The organism is Streptomyces sp. 6N223 (assembly GCF_052246635.1).
In the GTDB taxonomy this organism is placed as follows: Bacteria; Actinomycetota; Actinomycetes; order Streptomycetales; family Streptomycetaceae; genus Streptomyces.
In genome coordinates this window covers 1-13,217 of sequence record NZ_JBQQCA010000091.1, presented here as the reverse complement: position 1 = coordinate 13,217, position 13,217 = coordinate 1, and the positions used below count along the sequence as shown (strand labels likewise).

At 68.8% G+C, this 13,217-nt stretch carries 24 protein-coding genes; all 24 read left to right on the top strand.

The window, feature by feature from the left end:
• Positions 1 to 481: 481 nt before the first annotated feature.
• The 24 genes from rpsJ (at position 482) to map (ending at position 13,162) form a co-directional block, all read left to right on the top strand.
• A complete protein-coding gene (rpsJ, locus tag ACTWQH_RS31755; RefSeq protein WP_016473429.1) occupies positions 482 to 790 on the top strand; it encodes a 30S ribosomal protein S10 in 309 nt (102 codons plus the stop codon).
• Positions 791 to 804: 14 nt separating this feature from the next.
• Entirely contained in the window at positions 805 to 1,449 is a 645-nt protein-coding gene (rplC, locus tag ACTWQH_RS31750; protein WP_443290275.1) for a 50S ribosomal protein L3, read from the top strand.
• Positions 1,450 to 1,454: 5 nt separating this feature from the next.
• The gene (gene rplD / locus ACTWQH_RS31745; RefSeq protein WP_443290274.1) at positions 1,455 to 2,144 is read left to right on the top strand and encodes a 50S ribosomal protein L4; all 690 of its coding nucleotides are present in this window, start codon (positions 1,455 to 1,457) and stop codon (positions 2,142 to 2,144) included.
• Entirely contained in the window at positions 2,144 to 2,482 is a 339-nt protein-coding gene (gene rplW / locus ACTWQH_RS31740) for a 50S ribosomal protein L23 (protein WP_443290273.1), read from the top strand. The genes rplD and rplW overlap by 1 nt, the downstream gene beginning before the upstream one ends.
• A gap of 47 nt (positions 2,483 to 2,529) precedes the next feature.
• Positions 2,530 to 3,366, top strand: coding sequence for a 50S ribosomal protein L2 (gene rplB, locus ACTWQH_RS31735; protein WP_443290272.1), 837 nt, complete (start codon positions 2,530 to 2,532; stop codon positions 3,364 to 3,366).
• Between the two features lie 12 nt (positions 3,367 to 3,378).
• A complete protein-coding gene (gene rpsS, locus ACTWQH_RS31730) occupies positions 3,379 to 3,660 on the top strand; it encodes a 30S ribosomal protein S19 (RefSeq protein WP_443290271.1) in 282 nt (93 codons plus the stop codon).
• A 40-nt stretch (positions 3,661 to 3,700) separates the two neighbouring features.
• Positions 3,701 to 4,048: a 50S ribosomal protein L22 gene (gene rplV, locus ACTWQH_RS31725; protein WP_443290276.1), complete on the top strand. Its 348-nt coding sequence runs from the start codon at positions 3,701 to 3,703 to the stop codon at positions 4,046 to 4,048.
• The gene (gene rpsC, locus ACTWQH_RS31720) at positions 4,048 to 4,902 is read left to right on the top strand and encodes a 30S ribosomal protein S3 (protein WP_443290270.1); all 855 of its coding nucleotides are present in this window, start codon (positions 4,048 to 4,050) and stop codon (positions 4,900 to 4,902) included. Before rplV ends, rpsC begins: the two co-directional genes overlap by 1 nt.
• A gap of 4 nt (positions 4,903 to 4,906) precedes the next feature.
• Positions 4,907 to 5,326 (top strand): 50S ribosomal protein L16, encoded by a 420-nt coding sequence (gene rplP / locus ACTWQH_RS31715; protein WP_443222441.1) that lies wholly within the window; start codon positions 4,907 to 4,909, stop codon positions 5,324 to 5,326.
• Positions 5,326 to 5,607: a 50S ribosomal protein L29 gene (gene rpmC / locus ACTWQH_RS31710; RefSeq protein ID WP_443290269.1), complete on the top strand. Its 282-nt coding sequence runs from the start codon at positions 5,326 to 5,328 to the stop codon at positions 5,605 to 5,607. Before rplP ends, rpmC begins: the two co-directional genes overlap by 1 nt.
• Positions 5,604 to 5,882 carry a 30S ribosomal protein S17 gene (gene rpsQ / locus ACTWQH_RS31705; RefSeq protein WP_443290268.1) on the top strand — a complete coding sequence of 93 codons (279 nt, stop codon included), beginning with the start codon at positions 5,604 to 5,606 and terminating at the stop codon, positions 5,880 to 5,882. The genes rpmC and rpsQ overlap by 4 nt, the downstream gene beginning before the upstream one ends.
• Before the next feature lie 3 nt (positions 5,883 to 5,885).
• Positions 5,886 to 6,254, top strand: coding sequence for a 50S ribosomal protein L14 (rplN, locus tag ACTWQH_RS31700; protein WP_443222438.1), 369 nt, complete (start codon positions 5,886 to 5,888; stop codon positions 6,252 to 6,254).
• A 3-nt stretch (positions 6,255 to 6,257) separates the two neighbouring features.
• Positions 6,258 to 6,581, top strand: a complete 324-nt coding sequence (rplX, locus tag ACTWQH_RS31695; RefSeq protein WP_443290267.1) for a 50S ribosomal protein L24 — start codon at positions 6,258 to 6,260, stop codon at positions 6,579 to 6,581.
• A complete protein-coding gene (rplE, locus tag ACTWQH_RS31690) occupies positions 6,581 to 7,156 on the top strand; it encodes a 50S ribosomal protein L5 (RefSeq protein ID WP_443290266.1) in 576 nt (191 codons plus the stop codon). Before rplX ends, rplE begins: the two co-directional genes overlap by 1 nt.
• 3 nt (positions 7,157 to 7,159) lie before the next feature.
• Positions 7,160 to 7,345, top strand: a complete 186-nt coding sequence (locus tag ACTWQH_RS31685) for a type Z 30S ribosomal protein S14 (protein ID WP_443222435.1) — start codon at positions 7,160 to 7,162, stop codon at positions 7,343 to 7,345.
• Between the two features lie 67 nt (positions 7,346 to 7,412).
• A complete protein-coding gene (rpsH, locus tag ACTWQH_RS31680) occupies positions 7,413 to 7,811 on the top strand; it encodes a 30S ribosomal protein S8 (protein ID WP_443290265.1) in 399 nt (132 codons plus the stop codon).
• A 27-nt stretch (positions 7,812 to 7,838) separates the two neighbouring features.
• Positions 7,839 to 8,378 (top strand): 50S ribosomal protein L6, encoded by a 540-nt coding sequence (rplF, locus tag ACTWQH_RS31675; RefSeq protein ID WP_443290264.1) that lies wholly within the window; start codon positions 7,839 to 7,841, stop codon positions 8,376 to 8,378.
• 3 nt (positions 8,379 to 8,381) lie between these two features.
• Positions 8,382 to 8,765, top strand: coding sequence for a 50S ribosomal protein L18 (rplR, locus tag ACTWQH_RS31670; RefSeq protein WP_443290263.1), 384 nt, complete (start codon positions 8,382 to 8,384; stop codon positions 8,763 to 8,765).
• A 40-nt stretch (positions 8,766 to 8,805) separates the two neighbouring features.
• Complete coding sequence (gene rpsE / locus ACTWQH_RS31665; protein ID WP_443290262.1) at positions 8,806 to 9,411, top strand: 30S ribosomal protein S5; 606 nt, start codon at positions 8,806 to 8,808, stop codon at positions 9,409 to 9,411.
• On the top strand, positions 9,411 to 9,593 hold the full coding sequence (gene rpmD, locus ACTWQH_RS31660) for a 50S ribosomal protein L30 (protein WP_443290261.1): 183 nt from the start codon (positions 9,411 to 9,413) through the stop codon (positions 9,591 to 9,593). Before rpsE ends, rpmD begins: the two co-directional genes overlap by 1 nt.
• Position 9,594: 1 nt before the next feature.
• A complete protein-coding gene (gene rplO, locus ACTWQH_RS31655) occupies positions 9,595 to 10,083 on the top strand; it encodes a 50S ribosomal protein L15 (protein ID WP_443290260.1) in 489 nt (162 codons plus the stop codon).
• A gap of 214 nt (positions 10,084 to 10,297) precedes the next feature.
• On the top strand, positions 10,298 to 11,620 hold the full coding sequence (secY, locus tag ACTWQH_RS31650; protein WP_443290259.1) for a preprotein translocase subunit SecY: 1,323 nt from the start codon (positions 10,298 to 10,300) through the stop codon (positions 11,618 to 11,620).
• Positions 11,620 to 12,276, top strand: coding sequence for an adenylate kinase (locus tag ACTWQH_RS31645; RefSeq protein ID WP_443290258.1), 657 nt, complete (start codon positions 11,620 to 11,622; stop codon positions 12,274 to 12,276). Before secY ends, ACTWQH_RS31645 begins: the two co-directional genes overlap by 1 nt.
• Positions 12,277 to 12,325: 49 nt before the next feature.
• Positions 12,326 to 13,162 carry a type I methionyl aminopeptidase gene (gene map, locus ACTWQH_RS31640; protein WP_443290257.1) on the top strand — a complete coding sequence of 279 codons (837 nt, stop codon included), beginning with the start codon at positions 12,326 to 12,328 and terminating at the stop codon, positions 13,160 to 13,162.
• The last annotated feature ends 55 nt before the right edge of the window (positions 13,163 to 13,217 follow it).

Here is a 13,217-nt window from a genome sequence, read left to right as displayed (position 1 = left end):
GCGTCGAGCCGGCGGGGGTGGGCGGGGAAAACGGGGGTCCGGGGGCGGAGCCCCTGGCGGGGGCTGGGGCAGCGCCCCACGGGGCGGGGGGCGGGGGAACCCCCGGGGGGCTGGGGGCGGAGCCCCCAGGGGGACCGGGGCGGAGCCTTCGGTCCCGATTGGCAAGCACAGCGCAGCGTATGGCACACTGACCAGGTTGCTCGGTTGAGAGCCGATGCCGCGCGCCTCCCGCCGGGAGGACCGGAAGCGAGTCCCACCGTATTCGTCGCGCCTGATCAGGCGCGGAAGTACCGGGATCTTCCGGGAAGCGTCGGCGGGGCATCAGCCAGGCACCTGGTGGACGTTCTCCCCTCCCTCCTTCCCGAGGAAACCTCTGCGGGGAAATACGAGGACGGGCGCGACACGCCCGACCGCGTGGGTCGGAGAGTGCGACCACTGGGTTCCAGAGCGGAAGACGAAGAGACAGGACTGCGAAGTAGCCATGGCGGGACAGAAGATCCGCATCCGGCTCAAGGCCTACGACCACGAGGTCATCGACAACTCGGCGAAGAAGATCGTCGAGACGGTGACCCGCACGGGGGCGTCGGTCGCGGGCCCGGTGCCGCTGCCCACGGAGAAGAACGTGTACTGCGTCATCAAGTCGCCGCACAAGTACAAGGACTCGCGCGAGCACTTCGAGATGCGCACCCACAAGCGGCTGATCGACATTCTCGACCCGACGCCGAAGACCGTTGACTCGCTGATGCGCCTGGACCTTCCGGCCGGCGTCGACATCGAGATCAAGCTCTGAGAGGCACGGGAGAGATGGCTAAGCAGATCAAGGGCGTCCTGGGCGAGAAGCTCGGCATGACCCAGGTCTGGGACGAGGCGAACCGCGTCGTGCCCGTGACCGTGGTCAAGGCCGGGCCCTGTGTCGTGACCCAGGTGCGCACCGCAGACCGCGACGGCTACGAGGCCGTCCAGATCGCCTACGGCGAGATCGACCCGCGCAAGGTGAACAAGCCCATGAAGGGCCACTTCGTCAAGGCCGACGTCACCCCGCGCCGCCACCTCGTGGAGATCCGCACCGGCGACGCCAGCGAGTACACCCTGGGCCAGGAGATCACCGCCGAGGTGTTCGACTCCGGCATCAAGGTCGACGTGACCGGCAAGAGCAAGGGCAAGGGCACCGCCGGCGTCATGAAGCGCCACGGCTTCCGGGGCCTGGGCGCCTCCCACGGCACCCAGCGCAAGCACCGCTCGCCCGGCTCCATCGGCGGCTGCGCCACCCCGGGCCGCGTCTTCAAGGGCCTGCGCATGGCCGGCCGGATGGGCAACGAGCGGGTCACCACCCAGAACCTGACCGTCCACGCCGTTGACGCGGAGAAGGGGCTGCTGCTCATCAAGGGCCCGGTCCCCGGCCCCAACGGCGGCCTCGTCCTGGTCCGCACCGCGGCCAAGGGGGCCTGAAGCAGATGACCACCGTAGACATTCTTTCGCCCGCCGGTGAGAAGACCGGCACCGTCGAGCTGCCGCCGGAGATCTTCGACGCCAGGGTCAGCGTCCCGCTGATGCACCAGGTCGTCGTCGCCCAGCTCGCCGCGGCTCGGCAGGGCACCCACAAGACCAAGACGCGCGGCGAGGTCCGCGGCGGCGGCAAGAAGCCCTACCGCCAGAAGGGCACCGGCCGCGCCCGCCAGGGCTCGATCCGCGCGCCCCAGTTCACCGGCGGTGGCGTGGTCCACGGCCCCGTGCCGCGCGACTACTCGCAGCGCACCCCGAGGAAGATGAAGGCGGCCGCGCTGCGCGGCGCCCTCACCGACCGGGCCCGGCACGAGCGCATCCACGTGGTCACCGGCGTTGTGGACGGCGAGGTCTCCACCAAGGCGGCCCGCACCCTGCTCGGCAAGATCACCGACCGCAGGAAGCTGCTGCTCGTCGCCGAGCGCTCGGACGAGGCCGCGTGGCTGTCGGCGCGCAACCTGCCGCAGGTCCACCTCCTCGACCCGGGCCAGCTCAACACCTACGACGTGCTGGAGTCGGACGACGTGGTCTTCACCAAGGCCGCCTTCGACAGCTTCGTGGCCCGCGCCACCGGCGCGGCCGAGGCCGAGGCCGAGGACGCCGTCACGCTCGACAAGGAGCCCGAAGGGAGCGACGCCTGATGGCCGACGAGTCCGTCGCCGAGGTGATCTCCAGCAAGGAGTTCACCGACCCCCGCGACATCCTGATCAAGCCGGTGGTCTCGGAGAAGAGCTACACGCTGCTCGACGAGAACAAGTACACCTTCGTCGTGGACCCGCGCTCGAACAAGACCCAGATCAAGCAGGCCGTCGAGGCCATCTTCTCGGTCAAGGTCACCAGCGTGAACACGATCAACCGGCAGGGCAAGCGCAAGCGCACCCGTACCGGCTGGGGCCGGCGCGCCAACACCAAGCGCGCCATCGTGACCCTCGCCGAGGGCGACAGCATCGACATCTTCGGCGGACCGTACGTCTCCTGACGGAGGCGACGGATACGTCCGCAAGACCGGACGAGGACTGAAAGAGCATGGGAATCCGCAAGTACAAGCCGACGACCCCGGGCCGCCGTGGCGCGTCCGTCGCCGACTTCGTCGAGGTCACCCGGTCCACGCCGGAGAAGTCGCTGGTCCGCCCGCTGCACAGCAAGGGCGGCCGGGACAACTCCGGCCGTGTGTCCGTGCGTCACCAGGGCGGCGGCCACAAGCGCGCGTACCGGGTGATCGACTTCCGCCGCCACGACAAGGACGGCGTGCCCGCCAAGGTGGCGCACATCGAGTACGACCCCAACCGCACGGCGCGCATCGCGCTGCTGCACTACGCCGACGGCGAGAAGCGGTACATCCTCGCCCCGGCCACCATCAAGCAGGGTGACCGTATCGAGAACGGCCCCTCCGCCGACATCAAGCCCGGCAACAACCTGCCGCTGCGCAACATCCCGGTCGGTACGGTCATCCACGCCATCGAGCTGCAGCCCGGCGGCGGCGCGAAGTTCGCCCGCTCGGCCGGCGCATCCGTGCAGCTGCTGGCGAAGGAGGGCCGCATGGCCCACCTGCGCATGCCGTCGGGCGAGATCCGGCTGGTGGACGTCCGCTGCCGGGCGACCGTCGGCGAGGTCGGCAACGCCGAGCAGTCCAACATCAACTGGGGCAAGGCGGGCCGGATGCGCTGGAAGGGCAAGCGCCCGAGCGTCCGCGGCGTCGTGATGAACCCGGTGGACCACCCGCACGGCGGTGGCGAGGGCCGCACCTCGGGTGGCCGCCACCCGGTGTCGCCCTGGGGCAAGAAGGAAGGCCGCACCCGCTCGCCCAAGAAGGCCAGCAACAAGTACATCGTCCGCCGCCGCAAGACGAACAAGAAGCGCTAGGAGCAGGTTTCGATGCCGCGCAGCCTGAAGAAGGGGCCCTTCGTCGACGACCACCTGATCAAGAAGGTGGACGCACAGAACGAAGCCGGCACCAAGAACGTCATCAAGACCTGGTCTCGCCGCTCGATGATCGTCCCGGCGATGCTGGGCCACACCATCGCCGTCCACGACGGCCGCAAGCACGTGCCGGTCTTCATCTCCGAGTCGATGGTCGGCCACAAGCTCGGCGAGTTCGCCCCGACGCGCACCTTCCGGGGGCACGTCAAGGAAGACCGCAAGTCGCGGCGGCGCTGAGCGGAGTTTGCAGATCATGACCGACACTAAAGGGGCAACCATGGAAGCCAGGGCCATCGCGCGGTACGTCCGCGTCACGCCCATGAAGGCCCGTCGCGTGGTGGACCTCATCCGAGGCAAGAACGCCGCGGAGGCGCAGGCGGTGCTGCGCTTCGCCCCGCAGGCCGCCAGCGTCGTCGTGGGCAAGGCGCTCGACAGCGCGATCGCCAACGCCGCGCACAACTACAACCACACCGATATCGACGACCTCTACGTCAAAGAGGCGTACGTCGACGAGGGCCCGACCCTGAAGCGGTTCCGGCCGCGCGCCCAGGGACGGGCGTATCGGATCCGCAAGCGGACCAGCCACATCACGGTGGTCGTCAGCAGCAAGGAGGGAACCCGGTAATGGGCCAGAAGGTAAACCCGCACGGGTTCCGCCTCGGCATCACCACCGACTTCAAGTCGCGCTGGTACGCCGACAAGCTGTACAAGGACTACATCAAGGAGGACGTCGCGATCCGCCGCATGCTCACCCAGGGCATGGAGCGGGCCGGCATCTCCAAGGTGGAGATCGAGCGCACCCGCGACCGGGTCCGCGTCGACGTCCACACCGCCCGCCCCGGCATCGTCATCGGCCGGCGCGGCGCGGAGGCGGACCGGCTGCGCAGCAACCTGGAGAAGCTGACCGGCAAGCAGATCCAGTTCAACATCCTCGAGGTGAAGAACCCGGAGCTCGACGCCCAGCTCGTCGCCCAGGCCGTCGCCGAGCAGCTGTCCTCCCGCGTCTCCTTCCGCCGCGCCATGCGGAAGTCGATGCAGTCCACGATGAAGGCCGGCGCCAAGGGCATCAAGATCCAGTGCGGCGGCCGCCTCGGCGGTGCCGAGATGTCGCGCTCGGAGTTCTACCGCGAGGGCCGCGTTCCGCTGCACACCCTGCGCGCCAACGTGGACTACGGCTTCTTCGAGGCCCGCACCACCTTCGGCCGCATCGGCGTGAAGGTGTGGATCTACAAGGGCGACGTGAAGAACATCGCCGAGGTCCGTGCCGAGAACGCCGCGGCCCGCGCCGGCAACCGGCCCGCCCGCGGCGGACCGGGCGGCGAGCGCCCCGCCCGCGGCCGTGGCGAGCGCGGTGGCCGTGGCCGCCGCCCGCAGCAGCAGCAACAGCAGCAGAGCGCGCCCGCCGCCGAGGCCCCGCAGGCCGAGACGCCGGCCCCCGCCGCTCCGCCCACCGAGAGCACCACCGGAACGGAGGGCTGATCCCATGCTGATCCCGCGCAAGGTCAAGTACCGCAAGCAGCACCACCCCAAGCGCCGCGGCATGGCAAAGGGCGGTACCGAGGTCGCCTTCGGCGAGTACGGCATCCAGGCCGTCACCGCGGCGTACGTCACCAACCGGCAGATCGAGGCCGCTCGTATCTCCATGACCCGCCACATCAAGCGCGGCGGCAAGGTGTGGATCAACATCTTCCCCGACCGCCCGCTGACCAAGAAGCCCGCCGAGACCCGCATGGGCTCCGGCAAGGGCTCGCCCGAGTGGTGGGTGGCCAACGTGAAGCCCGGCCGGGTGATGTTCGAGCTGTCCTACCCCAACGAGAAGATCGCGCGTGAGGCGCTCACCCGCGCCGCTCACAAGCTTCCGATGAAGTGCCGGATCGTCCGGCGCGAGGCAGGTGAGTCCTGATGGCCGTCGGCACCAAGGTTTCCGAGCTGCGCGAGCTGAACGACGAGGAGCTCGTCGTGAAGCTGCGCGAGGCCAAGGAGGAGCTGTTCCGCCTCCGCTTCCAGGCGGCGACCGGCCAGCTGGAGAACAACAGCCGCCTGAAGGCCGTCCGCAAGGACATCGCCCGGGTCTACACGCTGATGCGCGAGCGGGAGCTCGGCATCGAGACCGTGGTCGTGGTCGAGGAGTCCGCGGCGGCTGAGTCCGCCGACCAGGCCGAGGCGGTGGAGGACGCCCGATGAGTGAGGAAACAATGACCGCCGAGCAGCGCGGCCGGCGTAAGACCCGTGAGGGCCTCGTCGTCAGCGACAAGATGGACAAGACCGTTGTCGTCGCCGTCGAGGACCGCGTCAAGCACGCCCTGTACGGCAAGATCATCCGCCGCACCAGCAAGCTCAAGGCGCACGACGAGCAGAACGCCGCCGGCGTGGGCGACCGCGTGCTGCTGATGGAGACCCGTCCGCTGTCCGCGACCAAGCGCTGGCGCGTCGTGGAGATTCTTGAGAAGGCGAAGTAACCAATGATCCAGCAGGAGTCGCGACTGCGCGTCGCCGACAACACGGGTGCCAAGGAGATCCTGTGCATCCGCGTTCTCGGCGGCTCCGGTCGCCGCTACGCGGGCATCGGCGACGTCATCGTGGCCACCGTCAAGGACGCGATCCCCGGTGGCAACGTGAAGAAGGGCGAGGTGGTCAAGGCCGTCATCGTCCGCGCCGTGAAGGAGCGCCGGCGGCCCGACGGCTCGTACATCCGCTTCGACGAGAACGCCGCCGTGCTGCTCAGGAACGACGGCGACCCCCGTGGCACCCGTATCTTCGGCCCCGTCGGCCGGGAACTGCGCGAGAAGAAGTTCATGAAGATCATCTCCCTCGCGCCGGAGGTGCTGTAACCGATGAAGATCAAGAAGGGCGACCTGGTCCAGGTCATCACCGGCAAGGACAAGGGCAAGCAGGGCAAGGTCATCGTGGCCATGCCCCGCGAGGACCGCGTCATCGTCGAGGGTGTCAACCGGGTCAAGAAGCACATCAAGGCCGGCCAGACCCAGCGCGGCTCGAAGACCGGTGGCATCATCACGACCGAGGCCCCCATCCACATCAGCAACGTGATGCTGGTCGTGGAGAAGGACGGCAAGAAGGTCACCACCCGCATCGGCTACCGCTTCGACGACGACGGCAACAAGATCCGCGTTGCGCGCCGGACCGGTGAGGACATCTGATGACCACTGCCACCGCTACCCAGACCGCGCCGGCGCCGCGCCTGAAGCTGCGCTACCGCGAGGAGATCACCGGCAAGCTGCGTGACGAGTTCGAGTACGCCAACGTCATGCAGGTGCCCGGCCTCACCAAGATCGTGGTGAACATGGGTGTGGGCGAGGCCGCCCGCGACTCCAAGCTCATCGAGGGCGCCGTGAAGGACCTCGCCACGATCACCGGCCAGAAGCCGGTGGTGACCCGCGCCCGCAAGTCCATCGCCCAGTTCAAGCTGCGTGAGGGCCAGCCGATCGGCGCCCACACCACGCTGCGCGGCGACCGGATGTGGGAGTTCCTCGACCGCCTGCTGTCGCTGGCGCTGCCGCGGATCCGTGACTTCCGCGGCCTGTCGCCCAAGCAGTTCGACGGCCGGGGCAACTACACCTTCGGCCTCACCGAACAGCTGATGTTCCACGAGATCGACCCGGACGGCATCGACCGGGTGCGCGGCATGGACATCACCGTGGTCACCACGGCCAAGACCGACGAGGAAGGCCGCGCCCTGCTGCGCCACCTCGGTTTCCCCTTCAAGGAGGCGTGAGCTGTGGCGAAGAAGGCTCTGATCGCCAAGGCCAACCGCAAGCCCAAGTTCCAGGTGCGCGCCTACACCCGCTGCCAGCGCTGCGGCCGGCCCCACTCGGTGTACCGCAAGTTCGGCCTGTGCCGCGTGTGCCTGCGTCAGATGGCGCACCGCGGCGAGCTGCCGGGCGTCACCAAGAGCTCCTGGTAATCCCGCAACGCCGTAGGTCCCCGCTCAGGCGGGGAAACCCCGGCGAGAGAGGCCGAAGGCCCCACACATGACCATGACCGACCCGATCGCAGACATGCTGACCCGTCTGCGGAACGCGAACTCGGCGTATCACGACAACGTGGTGATGCCGCACAGCAAGATCAAGTCCCACATCGCGGAGATCCTCCAGCAGGAGGGCTACATCACGGGGTGGCGGACCGAGGAGGCCCAGGTGGGCAAGGCCCTCGTCCTGGAGCTGAAGTACGGCCCGAACCGCGAGCGTTCGATCGCCGGCATCAAGCGGATCTCCAAGCCGGGCCTGCGGGTCTACGCGAAGTCCACCAGCCTGCCCCGGGTGCTCGGCGGCCTGGGAGTGGCGATCATCTCCACCTCCCACGGCCTGCTGACCGACAAGCAGGCACAGAAGAAGGGCGTGGGCGGGGAAGTCCTCGCCTACGTCTGGTGACGGAAGGGAACGGAGGAAAGCCAAGCCATGTCGCGCATCGGCAAGCAGCCCATCCCGGTTCCCACGGGCGTGGACGTCACGATCGACGGACGCACCGTCGCCGTGAAGGGCCCCAAGGGTTCGCTCTCGCACACCGTGGCCTCGCCCATCCAGGTGGGCCGCGGTGACGACGGCACCATCCTGGTGACCCGCCCGAACGACGAGAACAAGGTCCGCGCACTGCACGGCCTCTCCCGCACGCTCGTGGCCAACATGGTCACCGGCGTCACCGAGGGGTACGTGAAGAAGCTGGAGATCAGCGGCGTCGGGTACCGCGTCCAGGCCAAGGGTTCCAACCTGGAGTTCTCCCTCGGCTACAGCCACCCCATCGTGGTGGAGCCGCCGGAGGGCATCACCTTCAAGGTCGAGACACCGACCCGGTTCAGCGTCGAGGGCATCGACAAGCAGAAGGTCGGCGAGGTCGCGGCGAACATCCGCAAGCTGCGGAAGCCCGACCCGTACAAGGCCAAGGGCGTGAAGTACGAAGGCGAAGTCATCCGCCGCAAGGTCGGAAAGGCGGGTAAGTAAGCCATGGCATACGGCGTCAAGATCGCCAAGGGCGACGCGCGCAAGCGCGCCGCCGCGAAGCGCCGCCACCTGCGCGTGCGCAAGAAGGTCTCGGGCACGCCCGAGCGGCCGCGCCTGGTGGTGACCCGGTCGAACCGGCACATGGTGGCGCAGGTCATCGACGACGTGCAGGGCCACACCCTGGCCTCCGCCTCCTCGCTCGACCAGTCCATCCGTGGCGTAGACGGCGACAAGAGCGCGAAGGCCAAGCAGGTCGGCGCCCTCGTCGCCGAACGGGCGAAGGCCGCCGGCATCGAGGCCGTCGTCTTCGACCGAGGCGGCAGCAAGTACGCCGGGCGGGTGGCCGCGCTGGCCGACGCCGCCCGCGAGGCGGGGCTCAAGTTCTGAGCCGGTCCCGTCGTTATTCGAATCGAGAGAGGTAATTCCCATGGCTGGACCACAGCGCCGCTCCGGCGGCGGCGGTGGCGGCGAGCGGCGGGACCGTAAGGGCCGGGACGGCGGCGGTGCCGCCGCCGAGAAGACCGCGTACGTCGAGCGCGTCGTCGCGATCAACCGCGTCGCCAAGGTAGTGAAGGGCGGCCGCCGCTTCAGCTTCACCGCGCTGGTCGTGGTGGGCGACGGCGACGGCACCGTCGGTGTCGGGTACGGCAAGGCCAAGGAGGTGCCGGCCGCGATCGCCAAGGGCGTGGAGGAGGCGAAGAAGCACTTCTTCAAGATCCCCCGCATCCAGGGCACCATCCCGCACCCGATCCAGGGTGAGGAGGCCGCGGGCATCGTGCTGCTGAAGCCGGCCTCGCCGGGTACCGGCGTCATCGCCGGCGGCCCGGTGCGCGCCGTGCTGGAGTGCGCCGGCATCCACGACGTGCTCAGCAAGTCGCTCGGATCGTCGAACCCGATCAACATCGTGCACGCCACGGTGGCCGCTCTGAAGGGCCTGCAGCGCCCCGAGGAGATCGCGGCCCGCCGGGGCCTGCCCCTGGAAGACGTGGCCCCCGCCGCTCTGCTGCGGGCGCGCGCCGGAGTGGGTGCGTGATGGCGCGGCTGAAGATCACCCAGGTCAAGTCCCGGATCGGGACCAAGCAGAACCACCGGGACACGCTGCGTTCGCTGGGCCTGAAGAAGATCAACCAGACGGTCATCAAGGAGGACCGTCCGGAGATCCGCGGCATGGCCAACACCGTGCGCCACCTGGTGAAGGTCGAGGAGGTGGACTGAGATGGCGGAGCTGAGCAAGGGAAGCGACGAAACGGCTGCCCCGGAGGCGGGCCCGATCAAGCTCCACGACCTCCGTCCCGCCCCGGGCGCGAAGAAGTCCAAGATCCGCAAGGGTCGGGGCGAGGCGTCCAAGGGCAAGACGGCCGGCCGTGGCACCAAGGGCACCAAGGCCCGTCACACGATCAGGGCCGGTTTCGAGGGCGGGCAGCTGCCGCTGCAGATGCGGCTGCCGAAGCTGAAGGGCTTCAACAACCCCGCTCACAAGCAGTACCAGGTCGTCAACCTGGACCGGCTGGCGGCCCTCTACCCGGAGGGTGGCGAGGTCACCAAGGAGAACCTGGTGGCCAAGGGCGCGGTGCGCAAGAACGAACTGGTGAAGGTGCTCGGCAGCGGTGAGATCTCCGTGGCGCTGACGGTGACGGTCGACGCCGTCTCCGGCTCCGCGAGGGAGAAGATCACCGCGGCGGGTGGCACCGTCACGGAGCCCTGAGGAGCGTCCGGTGGGTTTGCCCCCGCCCCGCCCGTGCCAGTGCCTGGAACGGGTGGGGCGGGGGATGCCGTACAGGTGGTCATTCCCGCTGAGCGGTAACGCCGGTATCGTGGCCAGCGTTGTCGCCACCGCAGCATCGATCCACCGATCTGTCATCCGTTGAACTTCAAGACCGTCACCTCTCGCGCACGGCGCGGGGGGCGCTGGAGGAGCCGTGCTCACCGCGTTCGCCCGGGCGTTCCAAACGCCTGACCTGCGTAAGAAGCTGCTCTTCACCCTCGGCATCGTGGTGCTGTTCCGGGTGGGAGCGCATGTCCCCGTGCCGGGCGTGAGCTGGTCCAACGTCAACACGTGCGTCGACGAGATGCAGGCGGACTCCGCCAGCTCCAGCCTCTTCGGTCTGGTCAACATGTTCAGCGGCGGCGCGCTGCTGCAGCTGACCGTCTTCGCGCTCGGCATCATGCCGTACATCACGGCCAGCATCATCCTGCAGCTGCTGGTCGTGGTGATCCCGCGGCTGGAGGCCCTGAAGAAGGAGGGCCAGGCCGGGCAGGCGAAGATCACGCAGTACACGCGCTACCTGACGGTGGCGCTCGCGGTGCTGCAGGCCACCGGCCTGGTGGCCACCGCCCGCAGCGGCACCCTCTTCCCGCAGTGCTCGGTCCGCAACGACATCATTCCGGATGACTCGATCTGGACCACCATGATCATGGTGATCACCCTGATGTCGGCCACGATCCTGATCATGTGGATGGGCGAGCTGATCACCGACCGGGGCATCGGCAACGGCATGTCCATGCTGATGTTCACCTCGATCGCGGCGGGCTTCCCGGCCGCCATGTGGCAGATCAAGCAGCAGGGCAGCCTCGCCGACGGCTGGATCGAGTTCGGGGTGGTCACCGCCTGCGGCCTGGCCATGGTGGGCCTGGTGGTCTTCGTCGAGCTGGCTCAGCGGCGTATCCCCGTGCAGTACGCCAAGCGGATGATCGGCCGCCGCTCCTACGGCGGCACCTCCACCTACATCCCGCTGAAGGTGAACCAGGCGGGCGTCATCCCCGTCATCTTCGCCTCCTCGCTGCTGTACATCCCGCAGCTCATCGTGCAGTTCGCGGGCACGGACGCGGGCTGGGCGGACTGGATCAACCGGTACTTCACCGGCGGCGATCACCCGTACTACATCACCACCTACTTCCTGCTCATCGTCTTCTTCGCGTTCTTCTACGTGGCCATCACGTTCAACCCCGAAGACGTCGCGGAGAATATGAAGAAGTATGGTGGTTTCATCCCGGGCATCCGGGCGGGCCGTCCCACGGTGGAGTACCTGAGCTACGTGCTGAACCGCATCACCTGGCCCGGCTCGCTGTACCTGGGCCTCATCGCCCTGGTGCCCACCGTCGCGCTGGTGATGTTCGACGCGCAGCAGGACTTCCCCTTCGGAGGGACATCGATCCTGATCATCGTGGGCGTGGGCCTGGAGACAGTGCGGCAGATCGAGAGCCAGCTCCACCAGCGCAACTACGAAGGGTTCCTCCGCTGATGCGAATCGTCCTCACCGGGCCCCCCGGCGCGGGCAAGGGTACGCAGGCCGCGCTGCTGGCCAAGCGTCTGGACATCCCCCACATCTCCACGGGCGACCTGTTCCGGGCCAACATCGAGCAGGGCACCGAGCTGGGCGAGCAGGTCAAGGCGATCCTGCGCGAGGGCCGCCTGGTGCCCGACGAGGTCACGGTGGCGATGGCGGCGGACCGGATGGAGCGCCCCGACGCGCGGCACGGATTCCTGCTCGACGGCTTCCCCCGCAACATCTCCCAGTCCGAGGCGCTGGACGGGATGCTGCGGGACTGGGGGCACAAGCTGGACGCCGTGCTCGACCTGGAGATCCCCGAGGACGAGGTGGTCCACCGGATCGCCGGGCGGCGCGTGTGCCGCAAGGACAGCTCGCACGTCTTCCACGTGGACTACAGCCCGCCCCGGCGCGAGGGCGTGTGCGACGCCTGCGGCGGCGAGCTGTATCAGCGCGAGGACGACCGGGAAGAGACCGTACGTAAGCGGCTCGCGGTGTACCACGAGGAGACCGAGCCGATCATCGACTACTACCGGGCGCAGGGCCTGGTGGTGACGATCTCCGCGCTCGGCACAGTCCCCCAGGTGACGCAGCGCGCCATGGCGGCCCTGCCGGAGCGGGCCGAGTAAGTCCGGCAGACCCGGCAGACCCGGAAGACCCGGAGGACAAGGACCCGCGATGGTCGAGATCAAGACCCCCGAACAGATCGCCAAGATGCGCGCGGCCGGCCTCGTCGTGGCCGAGGTGCACCGCGCCTGCGCGGCGGCGGCGGTGCCCGGGGCCACGACCAAGGATCTGGACGAGATAGCCGCCCAGGTGCTGGCCGACCACGGCGCCAAGCCGAACTTCCTCGGCTACGGCGGCTTCCCCGCCACCATCTGCACCTCCGTGAACGACGTGGTCGTGCACGGCATCCCCGACCGGAAGACCGTGCTGAAGGCGGGCGACATCATCTCCATCGACGCCGGCGCCATCGTCGACAGCTGGCACGGCGACGCGGCGATCACGGTCTTGGTCGGCGAGGGTCACTCTCCGCAGCTGGTCGAGCTGAGCCGGGTGACGGAGGACTCGCTCTGGGCCGGCATCGCGGCCATGCGCAAGGGCAACCGCCTGGTCGACATCTCCCGGGCGATCGAGACCTTCATCCGGCGGCAGCCGCTGCCGTCCTCCGGCCGGTACGGGATCATCGAGCAGTACGGCGGGCACGGCATCGGCAGCGAGATGCACATGGATCCCCACCTGCTGAACTACGTGGACCGGCGGCGCGGGCGCGGGCCCCGGCTGGTGCCGGGCTTCTGCCTGGCGATCGAGCCGATGGTGTCGCTGGGCACCGCGAAGACGCACGTGCTGGCCGACGAGTGGACCGTCAAGACGAACGACGGCACGTGGGCGTGCCACTGGGAGCACTCGGTGGCGCTCACGGAGGAAGGGCCGCTCGTGTTGACGGCGCCGGATGGCGGGCGCGAGCGTCTCGCTCGCCTCGGGGTGAAGGCGGCGCCGGACCCGCTGGCGTAATGGGTCTTCCCCGCCCACCCGCCCCTCGGGGGCTCCGCCCCCGGACCCCCTGTGT